Source organism: Coprococcus sp. RTP21204st1_G4_RTP21204_210225, from assembly GCF_040915385.1.
GTDB classification, from domain to species: Bacteria; Bacillota; Clostridia; order Lachnospirales; family Lachnospiraceae; genus Allocoprococcus; species Allocoprococcus comes.
In genome coordinates this window covers 49,857-66,113 of record NZ_JBCPDP010000012.1, presented here as the reverse complement: position 1 = coordinate 66,113, position 16,257 = coordinate 49,857, and the positions used below count along the sequence as shown (strand labels likewise).

The following is a 16,257-nucleotide window of genomic DNA, read 5'->3' as shown; positions in this document are numbered from 1 at the left end:
CCAGATATCGGTATTTCTATTATTATCGGGCAGGTGGTACACTTTTGCAGTTCACAGTTTTACAGAAAAAACACAGAATGAACACAGATTGCCCCCAGAAGTTTCACAAATCATCCGTATAATCGAAAAGCATGAAATTTTGTAGTCAGGAGGAACAACATTGATTGAGGTAAAAAATCTTGTAAAGAAATACGGCTCACATCTGGCTGTAGATCATTTGAATTTTACTGTAGATACCGGGCAGATCTATGGATTTTTAGGACCGAACGGTGCCGGAAAGTCCACAACGATGAATATTATGACCGGCTATCTTGGCGCCACAGAAGGTGAAGTGCTGATCAACGGGCACAATATACTGGAGGAACCGGAGGCAGCAAAAAAATGTATTGGTTATCTGCCTGAGATGCCACCGCTTTACACGGATATGAAGGTGAATGAATACCTGAGGTTCGTAGCGGAATTGAAGAAGATTCCAAAAAAGGAACGGCAAGAGCAGATTGAGAAGGTCATGCTGATGGTGAAGATCATGGATGTACAGGACCGGCTGATCAAGAACCTGTCCAAAGGTTATAAGCAGAGAGTCGGACTTGCGCAGGCAATCCTTGGATTTCCGGAGATCATCATTCTGGATGAACCGACGGTCGGACTGGATCCGAAGCAGATCATTGAAATCCGTGAACTGATCCGCGAGCTGGCAAAAGAGCATACCGTGATCCTGAGCTCGCACATTCTGGCAGAGATCCAGGAAGTCTGTGATTATATTATGATTATTTCCAAAGGGAAACTGGTGGCAAGTGATACACCGGAGAATCTGGAAAAGCTTCTGACGAATCAGCAGACTGTGGAAATCCTGGCAAAGGGAAATGAAGATACGGTACGGAAAGTCATCGACACAATCGGTAATGTGCAGAAGGCGTCCGTGGAACACGGAAAAGAAGAAGGAACGGTAAAAGCGAGTCTGTTCCCGAAGGATGGAAAAGATATCGGGGAAACAGTATTTATGGCATTTGCACAGGAGGGCTGTCCGTTACTTATGTTGTATCACAGCCGCACGACGTTGGAGGATGTCTTCCTGGAGCTGACGCAGGGAAGCACACCTGCAGCAGCAAAAGCGATGAAGGACGGCGAAAAGAAAGGCCGGATGGTAAAGCGGCGCAAGAAAAATGCGCAGGAAGAGGCAGAAGAGAACGAGCTGACTGAGATGGATGAAGAGCCGGAAGAAAATGCCGTTCCGACAAGTGAGGATGAAAAGGAGGATCTCGAAAATGACAGCAATTTATAAACGAGAATTAAAATCCTATTTTCAATCAATGACAGGCTATGTCCTGATCGCCTTTCTTGTGATCTTCACGGGAATCTATTTTATGGCGTACAACTTAAATTCGGGATATCCCTATTTTTCATATGTTCTGATGAATATCAACTACGTGTTGATCATCATTATCCCGATGCTCACCATGCGTTCCTTCGCGGAGGAACGGAAGAACAAGACAGACCAGCTTCTGCTTGCCGCACCGGTAAAATTATTTGATATCGTGATGGGGAAATACCTTGCGATGGTGACGGTATTTGCGGTACCGTGCCTGATTTTTTGCATTTTCCCAATTATCATTAAGAGCTTTGGAACGGCGTATCTGAAGGTGGATTATCTGTCGATCCTGATGTTCTTCCTGCTAGGATGCGTGTATCTGGTAATCGGAATGTTTCTTTCGTCACTCACAGAAAGTCAGATCATTGCGGCAGTAACAACCTTTGGCGTTTTGCTTCTGATCTATCTCTGGGGAGGACTGATCAATTTCCTCCCGACATCAGCTGCAAGCGGCATGATCGGTATTGTGGTATTCGTTACCATTGCGGCGCTGATCATTTACCGGATGACGGGAAACTGGATGATCGCAGGAATTATCGAAGCGATCGGAGTTGTTGCGGTTGTGATCGTAAGCTTTGTAAAATCTTCATTATTTGAAAATATTTTGGTCAACATCATGAAGAAGCTGTATCTTGCAGATGTATTTGACAACGTAGCATATAACAAGCTTTTCGATGTGAGTGGGCTGATCCTGTATCTGAGTGTAGCAGGTGTATTTATCTTCCTGACTATGCAGTCCATTCAGAAAAGACGTTGGAGTTAGGAGGGAGAAGACATGGAAAAAATCAAAAAAATGTTCAGCAGCAAGTCTTCCCGGAACGGAACTTACAGCGTAGGGCTTGCAGTGATCGTGATTGCAATCGCGATCGTGATCAATCTGGTGGCAGGACAGCTTCCGGAAAAAGTAAGAAATATTGATATCAGCAGCAACAATCTGTACGATATCAGCAGTGTGTCCACAAAAATGCTGAAGAAGCTGGATAAAAAAGTAGATTTGAAAGTGATCGCAGAACAGGATTCTGTGGATACCAGGATCAAGACTTTTGTGAAAAAATATGCGGCGCTTTCCGGCAAAGTAAAAGTGGAATGGGTGGACAGCGTACTGCATCCGTCCGTTCTTCAGAAATATAATACCGATGGGAATGTAATCGTTGTGTCCTGTGATGCAACCGGAAAGTCTACAACGATTTCATTTTCAGATATTATCCAGTCCGATTATTACTCTTATTATACGACCGGAAGTGCCAGTGAAAGTTCTTTCGACGGAGAAGGACAGCTTACCAGTGCGATCAATTATGTAACCAGCGAGGAAACAAGCAAGATTTACCGGACCAGTGGTCACGGAGAAGCGACATTTTCAAGTTCGGTAAGTGATCTGCTTACTAAGAATAATCTGGAGACGGAAGAAATCAACCTGAGTATGAGTCCGGAAATCCCGGATGACTGTGACCTGTTGTTTCTCTATGCACCGACATCGGATATTACAGATGATGAAAAGACAATTATTGAGAAATATCTGAGTGACGGCGGAAAGGTTTATCTGATCCTTGGAGATACGACTTCAGACACACCAAATCTGGACGGAATTATGTCGGATTATGGACTGAAAAAAGTCAGCGGTTATATTGCAGATACCCAGAGATGCTACCAGGGAAATTATTATGCAATCTTCCCACAGCTTTCTCTGAGTGGTGACCTGGGAAGCGGCATCAGCAATCAGATGGTACTTCTGCTGAATTCACTTGGTATGGAGAAAACAGATACGGATAATGATAATCTGACGGTTACCCCATTTATGCAGACATCAGACAGTGGATATGCAGTGACAGAAAATGACCAGACACAGGGACAGTATATCCTGGGAGCCGTTTCTACCAATGCGATTTCTGCGGATTCTTCAGATTCGGACAGCGAGGATGAAGACGATAAGAGTGATGCAACGGATACAGACACAAAGACAGCAAGACTTACGGTGCTTACTTCTGCATCTATGATCAGCTCGGATATCACAGATCAGCTGACGACACTGGATAACCTGACTTTGTTTGTAAATTCAGTGACAGAGAATTTTGATAATGTAAACAATGTTGCGATTGAAGCGAAGAGTCTTTCGACTGAGACCAACACACCGATGCATGTAGGTGCATTCAGCATCCTTGTGATCTTTATTATTCCGCTTGCAATTCTGATCCTTGGATTTGTGATCTGGATGAGAAGACGGAAAGCGTAAGAGGCAGGAGGAAAAAAGATGGAGAAAAAAACAAGGACAATAGGAATCCTTCTGCTCGTACTGCTTGCTCTGCTCATTACATTTTTCGGGCTGAAAAAATGGAATACATCTAAGTCAGAGGCAGAAGAGAAGAAAAAAGAAAACGCAGTGGTGCATATTTTTGAGACAGATTCGCTGGAGTCGATCGAGTATAAAGAAGCATCTGGGGAAGAAATGTCCTTTGTAAAAGAGGATGATACCTGGGAGTATGCGCCGGACACCACGATCGCACTGACGGAGAGCAGTATGCAAAATATGGAAGATGCATTTTCGGATATTCAGGCGGTAAAAGAGATCAAGAATCCGGATGACCTTTCGGACTATGGATTTGATTCACCGGAATATAATCTTACGCTGACCGGAAAGGATGGCGAGGCACATAAATTTCTAATCGGGAATGCTTCCGGAGAAAATTATTATTTCATGGAAGATGGAACAGAAAAAGTGTACACGGTATCGGCAGATCTGATTTCGGAAATGGTATGGCAGCTTGCAGATGTTGCTGAAAAGGACAGCTTTGTAACAGTTACATCCGATAACTTTGTAAAAGAGACTGTGACAAAACCGGGTGACGAGGTAAAAACCTACGAAGCGGACAATGAGGATCAGGAAGATACTGTCACAAGTATTATGACAGCACTTTCCGGATTCTATTTTACAGATTGTGCAGATTATCATGTGACGGACGCGACGCTTGGCAATTACGGGCTTGCGGAAGATCAGCGGACGAAGGTGGAGCTGACTTACAAGGATACGTCGGATGATGACAAGGAAAAGACAGTTACATTCTATGTGGGAAGCAAGGACGACAGTGCGACCTACTATTATGTACAGATGGACGGTTCACAAAGAGTAAGCCGGGTACTGATTGATACGGTAGAGAAAGCGCTTGGATGGAAAGTGGATAGCAGTACAGAGTAAAAAAATACAAAGAGAAAATTAAATAAATCTGCTAAGAAAGGAAAAGGGATGATGTCTTTCAGGAAAGGACAGAGTTCCTTTTTTGAGTGTACGTTTTTACAAATTTATCCGCAGGAATCATTGACGCTGAAAAACCAACAGTGATACTATACAGATAATACGGAAAAATGAACGTTATACAATACGGAATGAGGAGAAACGATATGCCAATCATATACAATGAAAAAACAAGAGAGTTTCATCTCTACAACCAGGAGATCAGCTATATCATCAAGATCCTTGACAACGACCAGCCGGGACAGCTCTATTACGGAAAACGCCTGACACACAGAGAAGATTTCAGCCATCTTTTTGAATATGCGATGCGTGATATGTCACCGTATGCTTTCGAGGGAAATTCTACATTCTCACTGGAGAATATCAAGCAGGAGTATCCGACTTTCGGCTGCGGAGATATGCGTTTTCCGGCATATGAGATCGAGCGGGAGAACGGAAGCCATGTAGTCGAGTTTGTATATAAAGAGCATAAAATTTATAATGGCAAACCAAAGCTTGAAGGACTTCCGGCGACTTATGTAGAAAGTGATGATGAGGCGCAGACTCTGGAACTGGTTCTGGAGGATACAAGTATCAATACAAGAATTGTCCTTTTATATACGATCTATGAAGCATTTCCGGTGATCGCGAGAAGTGTACGTTTTGAATGTGATTCTGACGAAAAGATCACACTTCTTTCTGCAATGAGCGCCTGTGTGGATCTGCCGGACAAGGATTATGAGATGATCGATCTTGCCGGTGTGTGGGCGAGAGAGCGCCATGTGAGAAGACATAAGCTGGATTACGGTATCCAGAGTATTTACAGTATGCGCGGATGCAGCAGCTACCAGTTCAATCCGTTCCTTGCACTTGCGCGTGAAAGTGCAGACGAGTTCCAGGGGCAGGTCTACGGTTTCAGTCTGGTTTACAGCGGAAATTTCCTTGCACAGACAGAGGTAGACAATTATGATACTGCCCGTGTGCTGATGGGAATCCATCCAAATGGATTTAAGTGGACACTTGGAAAAGGTGAATCCTTCCAGACACCGGAGATGGTAATGGTATATTCGGAAGCCGGACTTAACGGAATGAGCCAGACCTTTCACAAGCTGTACCGCACACGTCTGGCAAGGGGAACCTGGAGAGATAAGGTTCGCCCGATCCTGATCAACAGCTGGGAAGCATTTTATTTTGATTTTGATGCGCCAAAGCTTCTGGGACTTGCGGATGCGGCAGCAGATCTTGGAATGGAGCTTTTTGTATTGGATGACGGATGGTTTGGGAAGAGAGATGACAGTACTTCTTCCCTTGGCGACTGGTATCCGAATGAGGAAAAGCTGAAAGGAACGTTAAAGGAGCTGGCAGAAAAGATCAATGCCAAAGGCTTAAAATTCGGACTCTGGATTGAACCGGAGATGACGAACAAAGACAGTGATCTGTACCGTGCACATCCGGACTGGCTTCTGGCTGAGCAGGGCAAGCGGATCTGTCACAGCCGGAATCAGTATGTTCTTGATTTTTCAAAAAAGGAAGTTCGGGAATATATCGGGGATATGTTGGAAAATCTTCTTGCAGAAGTGCCGGTATCTTATATCAAATGGGATATGAACCGTACATTTTCAGAGGTGTTCTCCAATGGAAATGACAGAGAGTATCAGGGAAAGGTCTGCCACAAATATATCCTTGGTGTGTATGAACTGTATGAGCGCCTGACCAGCCGTTTTCCGCATGTATTGTTTGAATCCTGTGCAAGTGGTGGAGCAAGATTTGATCCGGGAATGCTTTACTACGCACCGCAGGGATGGACTTCGGATGATACTGACGCAATCGAACGTCTGAAAATCCAGTATGGAACTTCAATGGTTTATCCGGTGAGTTGTATGGGAAGCCATGTATCAGCTTCACCGAACCATCAGACAAACCGTGTGACACCGCTCGAGACAAGAGCAGATGTGGCTTACTTTGGAACTTTTGGATATGAGCTTGACCTTTTAAAGCTTGGCGAGGAAGATAAGGCAGAAATCCGCCGTCAGATCGCATTTATGAAGGAGAAGAGAGATCTGATCCAGAAAGGAACTTTCTATCGACTGAAGAGTCCGTTTGAGGGAAATGAGACCGCATGGATGATCGTATCGGAGGATCAGAAGAAGGCGCTGGTTGGTTATTACCGGGTAATGCAGCCGGTCAATGTTGGATTTAAGAGACTGAAGCTGAAAGGGCTGAAAGAAGATACCTGTTATAAGGTCAGCGGATATGCTTATGACTGCTATGGCGATGAGCTGATGCAAGTCGGAATGATCCTGTCCGATTCTGCGTCCGGTGTATGGAAGAAGGGCGTGAATGATAAGGGAGATTTCCAGGCGGAAGTGTTTGAGATTGTGGCTGTGTAAGCCGGAATATATGGAAAGGACGAAATGGGAGAACCGTTTCGTCCTCTTGCGTTTTTGGAAGAAAAATTATATGATGTTTCTAAAAGACTTAAAGAGGTTTAAAATGGAACGACTATACGATAAATTAAAAGCATATTCCGAGAGCGATTTTTACGCATTTCACATGCCGGGACATAAGAGAAACAAGACACTTCTTGGAATTGAACTCCCATACGATCTGGATATCACGGAAATCGATGGTTTCGATGATCTGCATCACGCAGATGGTATTTTAAAAGAAGAGCAGGAAAGAGCCGCAAGGGTATTTGGGGCAGAGGAAAGTCATTTTCTGGTAAATGGAAGTACTGCCGGAATTTTAAGTGCAGTGATGGGATGTACGCACCGGGGAGATAAGATTCTGGTGGCACGCCATTGTCACAAATCCATTTACCATGCAATTTATATGAATGGTCTTGTACCGCGCTATGTGTATCCGGAATTTGATATTTCCATGCATATGAACGGGGAGATCAGCAAAGAAGATGTGGCAAAAGCACTTGCTGCAGAGCCGGATATCAAAGCCGTTGTGATCGTATCTCCAAATTATGATGGCGTGGTATCGGATGTGAAAGGAATTGCAGAAGTGGCACATTCGTATAGGATTCCACTGATCGTAGATGAAGCACATGGACCGCATTTCGGATTTCATCCGGCATTTCCGGGGCGCGCAAATGATCTGGGAGCAGATGTGGTGATCAATAGTCTGCACAAGACACTGCCTTCTCTTACACAGACTGCAATCCTGCATATCAACGGAAAGCTTGCCAATCGAAGAAGAATTAAGAAATATCTGGATATGTTGCAGAGCAGCAGTCCGTCGTATATTTTCATGGCAAGCCTGGATGCCTGCGTGGATTTCCTGGATGGAAAACGTGAGGAAGCATTTGAACTTTATGTAGAGAGGCTGCAAAAGTTCAGAGAAGAGCTGAAGCCATTACAGCATTTACAGATTCTCCGTACAGAACATTATGATATTTCCAAAGTTGTGATTTCCACAGCAAATGCAAATATTACAAGTCCGGAGCTTGCGGACCGGCTGCGAAAAGAATATCATCTGGAAATGGAAATGACCGGAGGAACCTATGTACTTGCGATGACGACCGTGGCAGATACGCAGGAAGGACTGGACAGGTTAAAAGCTGCATTACTGGAAATAGACGATCAGCTGGAAGCAAAAACAGCCGTTTCCGGAAGCATAGAGATTTCCGGAGAGCTTCCTAGACTGGAGCAGTATTTTACACCGCAGGAGGCAGCAGACCGGGAAGAAGACGGAGAAGCAGAAGAGATTCCGTGGAAAGAAAGTGAAGGACACATTTCTCTGGAATATGCATATCTTTACCCACCGGGAAGCCCGGTTATCGTACCCGGAGAGCGGATCAGCCGGGAAGCAGTAGAACTTCTTTGTTATTATGAAACACAGAATCTCCAAATAGAAGGAATACAGACGGAAGGCAAGATAAAGGTGTGGAAACATGAGTAAAATATATTATCTGATGGGAAAAAGTTCAACGGGGAAAGACACAATCTACAAAGAACTGAGAAAAAGAATGCCACAGTTAAAAAATGTAACGATCTATACAACCCGTCCACGGCGTGAGGGAGAAAAAGAAGGCGAAGAATATTTTTTTACAGACGAAACTGAACTTGAAAAGTTCAAAACAGAAGACCGATTGATCGAAGAACGTGCTTACAATACAGTTTATGGTATCTGGCACTATTTCACCGCTGATGACGGGCAGTTCAATTTTGAACAAAAAAATCAGGATTATCTCATGATCGGAACCCTTGAATCCTATGAAAAATTGAAAACCTATTTTGGAAACGAAAAAGTAGTTCCACTTTACATCGAGGTAGAAGACGGAGAGCGCTTAACCCGCGCCCTCGCCCGTGAGAAAACCCAGAAAGAACCCAAATACGCCGAAATGTGCCGCCGTTTTCTCGCCGATTCCAAAGATTTCTCCGAAGAAAACCTCGCCCACGCCGGAATCACAGAACGCTACGAAAACACAGACCTTGAAGACATCCTTGAAAAAATCTGTAAAAAAATACTAAAAAAGCAGAGTCAGCTATAAACCATACAAAACTCAACCATTCATAAATAACACCGATCTCAACACCCAGGCAAGACAGGCCCCACCTGGCCAGGTGAACCCTGCATTGAGAAATTCTTGAAACTTAAATAAGATTTTATAATGTAGTGGAGTTAAGACACAGAAAAAGACAAAAATTATCCTCTGGATCTGCGAATTTTGCACTATGAAACCGAGACTTAATCAATTGTGGAAGCCATTGCTGACACAATTGATGCTTTCAAAGGCTCGGTGGAATGGTTAGTGCAACTGAGCATAGCCAGAGGATAATTTTTGTCTTTTTCGTCTCTTTTACTATTACACGTATGACTCTAATTCAAGAAGTTCTCAATAATCACCCCTTCTGCTTCCTCTTCCGTCATTCCAAGAGTCCGCAGCTTGATCAACTGCTCATCATTGATCCTTCCGATCGCAGCTTCGTGGATAATAGCCGCATCCACATGCTTCGCATTGATCTCAGGAATTGAACTTACTTCTGCATGATCCATGATAATAGAATCACACTGAACATGTGCATGGCAACGGTTCTTTCCGACAGCCCTCGGATGGAAGACCTGTCTGGATTCGCCTTTTGCGACCGAACGGGATACGATCTGCGCAGAGCTGCCTTCTCCGAGCAGTTCCACCATCATATTTGAAGTAGCTTCCTGTTTTCCATGTGTCATCAGTTTTTCAATGACATAAAGCTTGGAACCGGCTTCCAGATGTACATTATTTTCACGAACTGTAGAATCGACTCCTTTGATCTGAGCAGTATCCAGCGTAAATACAGAATTTTCACCAAGATAAACTTCGGTAACGGGATTGAGTACACGGGCTCCGGTGCCTTCACCCTCTCCGTAATGCTTTTCTACATAGCGTACATTTGCATTTTTTTCCACATGGAAAGTATGAATACCATCATGGCGGCTTTCGTTACATCCGCTGTTGTGGATACCACATCCGGCAACGATAGTTACATTTGCACCTTCTGCTACATAAAAATCATTGTAAACAACGTCCGTCATTCCGCTTGCGTCAACAACAACCGGAATATGAACTTCTTCGCCGTCTGTTTTTCCATCGATGAAAATATCGATTCCCGGCTTGTCCTGTTTTTTCTTGATTTTAATATGCTCACTGTCACCGTGGCAGAGCGCGATCCCATTATGTCGTAAATTGAATGCACCGGACTGTGTAAAACCGGTATCATCGATCTGAGCTAATACTTTTTCTGTAATTTTATCCAATAAAGTCATTGTATCTTCCTCCCCTGTTATCTACATTTCAGACAGCTGTAAGAATCTGCTGTCTTCCCTAATAATTGTGGAAGGATATCCGCGGTCTGTCCGATCGAAGCAATCTTTCCGCCTTCGATTACCATGATCTGGTCAGCCATCTGGATGATTCTTTCCTGATGGGAAATAAGAATAAGACTCTGCTTTTTCTCTTTGTGCATTTTTTCAAACTGTTCGATCAACATAGAAAAACTCCAGAGATCGATTCCGGCCTCCGGTTCATCGAAAATACAGAGTTTGTGCGGCTTTGCGAGAACGGTTGCAATTTCCAGCCGCTTCATTTCACCGCCGGATAAGGTTCCGTCTACTTCACGTTCAATGTATTCGTTGGCACAAAGTCCAACGGTACTTAAAAGTCTGCAACAGACATCTCTTGTCAGATCTTCTCCAGCCGCAAGTGATAAAAGCTTGCTTACCGTCATTCCTTTGAAGCGCGGTGGCTGCTGGAATGCGTAACCGATTCCGGCTTCTGCCCTGTGGTTGATATCATAATCACTGATATCGGTTCCGTCTAAGATGATCTGTCCGGCACTTGCCTGGTCAATCCCCATCAGCACTTTTGCAAGTGTGGATTTGCCACCTCCGTTCGGACCGGTGATCACCAGCATTTCCCCGTCTTCTACGTTAAAACTGATATTTTCTACGATACTTCGTTCTATTCCGTTTTCATTCACCTGGAATGTAAGATTTTTTACCTCCAGCATGAGTTCATCCCCTTTCTGTGTAAGAAACTTATATAAAGTTTGTCTGGCCAAAATACCTTTTGACCCCAACATCTTGTATGATGTAAGTATCAAAAGAATAAATTGCGTGGAAATGGAGCAATCCGATTACATCATTGGATACAGAAGCTTTATATATTCATGCTTATTATAAAACATATCGGAAAAGTTGTCATCTTTTATTATTGAGAAGATAGTTTGTGTGCAGAAGATATGATTTCAACATACCTACAAAGCGAAATTCGCAGAATTTTCAGAAATAATTCAGAAAGACCACAGGAATTTGCTCTAGGTATCTGCATAAATTTATGTTATACTAATGGAATAGTAAGAAAGAAGAGGGTGATAATATGTCAGGATTTAAAGATGTCGTAGGACATAGCGAGATCATTCAGTATATACAGAACGCAGTTATAGAAGATAAAGTATCACATGCTTATATTCTGAACGGCGAGAAGGGATCTGGAAAGAAGATGCTTGCAGGTCTTTTTGCACAGACTCTGCAGTGTGAAAAGGGCGGAGCAGAACCGTGCTATGAGTGCCATTCGTGCAAGCAGGCAGTCAGCGGCAATCATCCGGATATTATCTGGGTAACGCATGAAAAGCCGAACAGCATCAGTGTAGATGATATCCGGGTTCAGATCAATGGGGATATTCAGGTGAAGCCTTATAATGGAAAATACAAGATCTACATTGTGCCGGATGCAGATATGATGACTGTACAGGCACAGAATGCTCTGCTGAAGACAATCGAAGAGCCACCTGCTTATGCGGTAATTCTGCTTCTTACAGAGAATGCGAACAGTCTGCTCCCAACGATCTGCTCAAGATGCGTTATGCTGAAGCTCCGTAACATTAAGGATCAGCTTGTGAAAAAGTATCTGATGGAGCAGCTTCAAGTTCCTGATTACAAGGCAGACGTGTGTACTGCATTTGCACAGGGCAATATTGGAAAAGCTGCTATGCTGGCAGGCTCTGAGCATTTTAATGAAATTAAAGATGAGGCAGTTCGTCTGCTGAAGAATATCGATACCATGGAACTCGGTGATCTGGTGGAAGCTGTGAAACGGATTTCCGCTTACAAGATTGAGATCACAGATTATCTGGACATCCTTATGATCTGGTATCGTGATGTTCTGATCTATAAAGCAACAATGAATATCGACAGACTGATTTTCGGTGAAGAGATCGACAGTATCAGGGAGCGTGCGAAAAAGAGCTCTTATGAAGGAATTGAGACAATTCTGGAAGCACTTGAGAAAGCAAAGGCGAGACTGCGCGCCAATGTCAACTTTGATCTTGTCATGGAACTTCTTCTGTTGACAATAAAGGAGAACTAGGGAATGACAAAAGTAATTGGAGTCCGTTTTCGGACTGCAGGAAAGATCTATTTTTTCTCACCGGGCAAATTTGAGGTGAAGCGTGGTGATCAGGTAATTGTAGAGACCGCGAGAGGAGTAGAATTTGGTAACGTTGTGATGGGACCGAAGGAAGTGAAGGATGAAGAGATCACCCAGCCTCTTAAGACAGTGATCCGCCTGGCGACAGAGGATGACCGCCGTGTAGAAGAAAAGAATCGCAAAAAAGAAAAAGAAGCCTTTCAGATTTGTCTGGAAAAGATCCACAAGCATGGACTGGAGATGAAGCTGATCGATGCAGAATATACCTTTGACAACAATAAAGTGCTGTTTTACTTTACCGCAGACGGAAGAATTGATTTCCGTGAACTGGTAAAGGATCTGGCAGCGGTATTCCGTACCAGGATTGAACTTCGCCAGATCGGTGTAAGAGATGAGACGAAGATCCGCGGAGGAATCGGGATCTGTGGACGAGAGCTTTGCTGCCACACCTATTTGTCTGAGTTTGCACCGGTTTCGATCAAGATGGCAAAAGAACAGAATCTGTCTCTGAACCCGACTAAGATTTCAGGTGTATGTGGCAGACTGATGTGCTGCCTGACAAATGAGGAAGAGACATACGAGGAACTCAACAATAATCTTCCGTCTGCAGGTGAGGCGGTGACAACTCCGGAAGGACTGAAAGGTGAAGTACAGTCATTAAGCGTACTGCGTCAGCTTGTCAGGGTTATTGTAACTCTGGACAATGATGAGAAAGAAATCCGTGAATATCCGGCAGCTGACCTGAAGTTCAAACCGCGCCGCCGGAAAAAGGATGTGAAGCTTTCCAAACAGGAAATGAAAGAGCTTGCAGCTCTGGAGAAAGGTGAAGGAGCGTCAAAGTTAGATGACAAATAATCTTAAGCCGGGAGAACGGCTCGATGATTTACAGATAAAAGGCTATGAGATCATCCAGAGCCCGGGGCGGTTCTGCTTCGGAATGGATGCAGTGCTTTTAAGTGCCTTTGCCAAAGTAAAAGCGGGAGAATGCGTTCTTGATCTTGGAACAGGAACGGGAATTCTCCCGATTCTTTTGGCCGCAAAGACAAAAGGAAAGCATTTTACAGGACTGGAGATCCAGGAAGAAAGTGCGGATATGGCGTGTCGGAGTGTCCGGCACAACCGGCTTGAGGAGCAGATCGACATTGTGACGGGAGATATCAAAGAAGCGTCACAGATATTTGGAAAAGGTTCCATGGATGTGATAACAACGAACCCTCCATACATGATCGGAGGTCATGGAATGGCTAATCCGGAAAGTGCTAAGGCAATTGCAAGGCATGAGGTACTGTGCACACTGGAGGATATTATCCGGGAAAGTGCACGGATTTTAAAAGCCGGAGGAAGATTTTATATGGTACACAGACCGTTTAGGCTCGCAGAGATTCTGACAGCAATGTGTGAGGCGAAGCTGGAGCCAAAAAGAATGCGTCTGGTGTATCCATATGTGGATAAGGAACCGAACATGGTTTTAATAGAAGGAATCCGTGGTGCCAAATCGCGGATGACAGTAGATCCGCCACTGATCGTTTATGAGAAGGACGGCAGCTATACACGGGAGATCCTGGAGTATTACGGGATGACAGGAACTGGAAAGGAGTAACGAATGGCAGGAACATTATATTTGTGTGCAACACCGATCGGCAATCTGGAAGATATGACGTTCCGGGTGATCCGGACGCTGAAAGAAGTTGACCTGATCGCGGCAGAAGATACCAGGAACAGTATTAAACTGCTGAACCATTTTGAGATTAAAACACCGATGACCAGTTATCATGAGTATAATAAAATAGAAAAGGGACACGCTCTGGTGGACAAACTTCTTACAGGGATGAATATTGCGCTGATCACCGATGCCGGTACACCAGGGATCTCAGATCCGGGTGAGGAACTGGTGAAAATGTGCTATGAAGCCGGAATTACGGTCACTTCCCTTCCGGGAGCCGCTGCCTGTATTACGGCACTGACACTTTCCGGGCTTTCCACCAGAAGATTTGCATTTGAGGCATTTCTTCCAACGGACAAAAAGGAAAGACAGGCAGTCCTAGGTGAGCTTGTAGATGAGACAAGAACGATGATCGTTTACGAAGCACCGCACCGTCTGGTGAGAACCTTGAGAGAGCTTGGAGAAGTTCTTGGTGGTGACAGACATCTGACTGTGTGCCGGGAACTTACAAAAAAGCATGAGACTGCATTTCGCACCACATTTGCGGAAGCGGTTTCCTATTATGAGAGCAACGATCCGAAGGGGGAGTGTGTGCTTGTGATCGAGGGGAAGAGCCGGGAGAGCATTTTACAGGAGGAGCGCGCAAAATGGGAAGAAATGACGGTTCAGGAGCATATGGATTACTATATGAACCAGGGAATCGATAAGAAAGAAGCCATGAAAAAGGTGGCAAAAGACCGCGGAGTCGGAAAGAGGGACATTTATAAAGAACTGCTGTAAGGCTTTCGTCAATTTGTACACCTTCTTAAAAAATCTTTGTTCAACCCGGTCATAGACCGACGATGTAAAAACAGATATACTTTATTTCAGAAACAAGAACAGCGACAGTGTGTAAGAAGCGCACAAAGATTTAGGAGGAAAAATAAATGGCAAGCTTATCATTAAAGCATATTAACAAAACATATCCGAACGGATTTGAAGCAGTTAAAGATTTCAACCTTGAAATTGAAGATAAAGAATTTATCATTTTTGTAGGACCATCTGGATGTGGTAAATCTACCACACTTCGTATGGTTGCAGGTCTGGAAGAGATCACAAGCGGTGAACTCAAGATCGGTGACAAAGTGGTAAATGATGTAGAACCAAAAGACAGAGATATCGCGATGGTATTCCAGAACTATGCTCTGTACCCACATATGACTGTATATGATAACATGGCATTCGGACTTAAATTAAGAAAAGTTCCGAAACCGGAGATTGATAAGATGGTTCGTGAAGCAGCTAAGATCCTTGACCTTGAACCACTGCTTGACCGTAAACCAAAAGCTCTTTCAGGTGGACAGAGACAGCGTGTTGCTATGGGACGTGCAATCGTTCGTAACCCGAAGGTATTCCTTATGGATGAACCACTTTCCAACCTGGATGCTAAACTTCGTGGACAGATGCGTATCGAGATTTCCAAACTTCATCAGAGACTTGGTACAACAATCATCTACGTAACACATGACCAGACAGAAGCTATGACACTGGGAACCAGAATCGTAGTTATGAACGCAGGTGTTGTTCAGCAGGTAGATACACCACAGGTACTTTATGATACCCCATGCAACCTCTTCGTTGCAGGATTCATCGGATCACCACAGATGAACTTCCTTGATGCTGTATGCCAGAAGAAGGGTGACAAAGTTGTCCTCAAAGTTGGACCGGCTGATATTGTACTTCCACCGGCAAAAGCAAAGAAACTTATCGATGGAGGATATGAAGGAAAGACTGTTGTCCTTGGAATCCGTCCGGAAGATGTACATGATGAGCAGATGTTTATCACATCTTCACCGAATACAGTTATTCAGGCTAAGATCCGTGTATATGAAATGCTTGGTGCTGAAGTTTATCTCCACTTTGATTATGAAGGAGCTACAATGACAGCCCGTGTTGATTCTAGAACAACAGCAAGAACAGGGGATACAGTTACATTCGCATTCGATGCTGAAAAGATCCATGTGTTCGACAAAGAGACAGAAAAGACAATTACAAACTAAGATGTGAAATTATTTGCCGGAGTTTCCGATTTTGGAGACTCC

The 16,257-nt window shown here is 44.1% G+C and carries 14 protein-coding genes; 12 read left to right on the top strand and 2 right to left on the bottom strand.

Annotation, left to right across the window (positions count from 1 at the left end; all coding sequences use genetic code 11):
- The first annotated feature begins 160 nt into the window (after positions 1-160).
- From AB5213_RS11575 to AB5213_RS11545, 7 genes are all read left to right on the top strand, one after another.
- Positions 161-1,282, top strand: coding sequence for an ABC transporter ATP-binding protein (locus AB5213_RS11575; RefSeq protein ID WP_368276721.1), 1,122 nt, complete (start codon positions 161-163; stop codon positions 1,280-1,282).
- On the top strand, positions 1,266-2,132 hold the full coding sequence (locus AB5213_RS11570) for an ABC transporter permease subunit (protein ID WP_368276720.1): 867 nt from the start codon (positions 1,266-1,268) through the stop codon (positions 2,130-2,132). The genes AB5213_RS11575 and AB5213_RS11570 overlap by 17 nt, the downstream gene beginning before the upstream one ends.
- Before the next feature lie 12 nt (positions 2,133-2,144).
- Positions 2,145-3,599 (top strand): Gldg family protein, encoded by a 1,455-nt coding sequence (locus AB5213_RS11565; protein WP_368276719.1) that lies wholly within the window; start codon positions 2,145-2,147, stop codon positions 3,597-3,599.
- A gap of 18 nt (positions 3,600-3,617) precedes the next feature.
- Positions 3,618-4,559: a DUF4340 domain-containing protein gene (locus AB5213_RS11560; RefSeq protein ID WP_349095981.1), complete on the top strand. Its 942-nt coding sequence runs from the start codon at positions 3,618-3,620 to the stop codon at positions 4,557-4,559.
- A 203-nt stretch (positions 4,560-4,762) separates the two neighbouring features.
- Positions 4,763-6,985 carry an alpha-galactosidase gene (locus AB5213_RS11555; protein ID WP_368276718.1) on the top strand — a complete coding sequence of 741 codons (2,223 nt, stop codon included), beginning with the start codon at positions 4,763-4,765 and terminating at the stop codon, positions 6,983-6,985.
- Positions 6,986-7,088: 103 nt separating this feature from the next.
- The gene (locus AB5213_RS11550) at positions 7,089-8,504 is read left to right on the top strand and encodes an aminotransferase class I/II-fold pyridoxal phosphate-dependent enzyme (RefSeq protein ID WP_368276717.1); all 1,416 of its coding nucleotides are present in this window, start codon (positions 7,089-7,091) and stop codon (positions 8,502-8,504) included.
- Positions 8,497-9,096 (top strand): guanylate kinase, encoded by a 600-nt coding sequence (locus AB5213_RS11545; RefSeq protein WP_055155719.1) that lies wholly within the window; start codon positions 8,497-8,499, stop codon positions 9,094-9,096. The genes AB5213_RS11550 and AB5213_RS11545 overlap by 8 nt, the downstream gene beginning before the upstream one ends.
- A gap of 329 nt (positions 9,097-9,425) precedes the next feature.
- Here the strand turns inward: AB5213_RS11545 and AB5213_RS11540 are convergent, their stop codons facing one another.
- Both AB5213_RS11540 and AB5213_RS11535 read right to left on the bottom strand, forming a co-directional pair.
- The gene (locus tag AB5213_RS11540) at positions 9,426-10,352 is read right to left on the bottom strand and encodes a SufD family Fe-S cluster assembly protein (protein WP_055155720.1); all 927 of its coding nucleotides are present in this window, start codon (positions 10,350-10,352) and stop codon (positions 9,426-9,428) included.
- A 17-nt stretch (positions 10,353-10,369) separates the two neighbouring features.
- A complete protein-coding gene (locus AB5213_RS11535) occupies positions 10,370-11,095 on the bottom strand; it encodes an ABC transporter ATP-binding protein (protein ID WP_368276715.1) in 726 nt (241 codons plus the stop codon).
- Between the two features lie 368 nt (positions 11,096-11,463).
- On the opposite strand from AB5213_RS11535, the gene holB reads away from it, so the two are divergent.
- The 5 genes from holB to AB5213_RS11510 all read left to right on the top strand — a co-directional run bounded on the left by holB (position 11,464) and on the right by AB5213_RS11510 (position 16,215).
- On the top strand, positions 11,464-12,453 hold the full coding sequence (gene holB, locus AB5213_RS11530) for a DNA polymerase III subunit delta' (RefSeq protein WP_368276714.1): 990 nt from the start codon (positions 11,464-11,466) through the stop codon (positions 12,451-12,453).
- Between the two features lie 3 nt (positions 12,454-12,456).
- On the top strand, positions 12,457-13,368 hold the full coding sequence (locus AB5213_RS11525; protein WP_008374156.1) for a stage 0 sporulation family protein: 912 nt from the start codon (positions 12,457-12,459) through the stop codon (positions 13,366-13,368).
- The gene (locus AB5213_RS11520; RefSeq protein ID WP_008374154.1) at positions 13,358-14,113 is read left to right on the top strand and encodes a tRNA1(Val) (adenine(37)-N6)-methyltransferase; all 756 of its coding nucleotides are present in this window, start codon (positions 13,358-13,360) and stop codon (positions 14,111-14,113) included. Before AB5213_RS11525 ends, AB5213_RS11520 begins: the two co-directional genes overlap by 11 nt.
- 3 nt (positions 14,114-14,116) lie before the next feature.
- Complete coding sequence (gene rsmI / locus AB5213_RS11515; RefSeq protein ID WP_055155721.1) at positions 14,117-14,956, top strand: 16S rRNA (cytidine(1402)-2'-O)-methyltransferase; 840 nt, start codon at positions 14,117-14,119, stop codon at positions 14,954-14,956.
- A gap of 146 nt (positions 14,957-15,102) precedes the next feature.
- Entirely contained in the window at positions 15,103-16,215 is a 1,113-nt protein-coding gene (locus AB5213_RS11510) for an ABC transporter ATP-binding protein (RefSeq protein WP_055248115.1), read from the top strand.
- Positions 16,216-16,257 lie beyond the last annotated feature (42 nt).

Coding starts and splice junctions, on each gene's coding strand:
- rsmI (WP_055155721.1), top strand. CDS start 14,117: ATGGCAGGAACATTATATTTGTGTGCAACACCGATCGGCAATCTGGAA.
- AB5213_RS11570 (WP_368276720.1), top strand. CDS start 1,266: ATGACAGCAATTTATAAACGAGAATTAAAATCCTATTTTCAATCAATG.
- AB5213_RS11550 (WP_368276717.1), top strand. CDS start 7,089: ATGGAACGACTATACGATAAATTAAAAGCATATTCCGAGAGCGATTTT.
- AB5213_RS11525 (WP_008374156.1), top strand. CDS start 12,457: ATGACAAAAGTAATTGGAGTCCGTTTTCGGACTGCAGGAAAGATCTAT.
- AB5213_RS11510 (WP_055248115.1), top strand. CDS start 15,103: ATGGCAAGCTTATCATTAAAGCATATTAACAAAACATATCCGAACGGA.
- AB5213_RS11565 (WP_368276719.1), top strand. CDS start 2,145: ATGGAAAAAATCAAAAAAATGTTCAGCAGCAAGTCTTCCCGGAACGGA.
- AB5213_RS11520 (WP_008374154.1), top strand. CDS start 13,358: ATGACAAATAATCTTAAGCCGGGAGAACGGCTCGATGATTTACAGATA.
- holB (WP_368276714.1), top strand. CDS start 11,464: ATGTCAGGATTTAAAGATGTCGTAGGACATAGCGAGATCATTCAGTAT.
- AB5213_RS11560 (WP_349095981.1), top strand. CDS start 3,618: ATGGAGAAAAAAACAAGGACAATAGGAATCCTTCTGCTCGTACTGCTT.
- AB5213_RS11545 (WP_055155719.1), top strand. CDS start 8,497: ATGAGTAAAATATATTATCTGATGGGAAAAAGTTCAACGGGGAAAGAC.
- AB5213_RS11555 (WP_368276718.1), top strand. CDS start 4,763: ATGCCAATCATATACAATGAAAAAACAAGAGAGTTTCATCTCTACAAC.
- AB5213_RS11535 (WP_368276715.1), bottom strand. CDS start 11,095: ATGCTGGAGGTAAAAAATCTTACATTCCAGGTGAATGAAAACGGAATA.
- AB5213_RS11540 (WP_055155720.1), bottom strand. CDS start 10,352: ATGACTTTATTGGATAAAATTACAGAAAAAGTATTAGCTCAGATCGAT.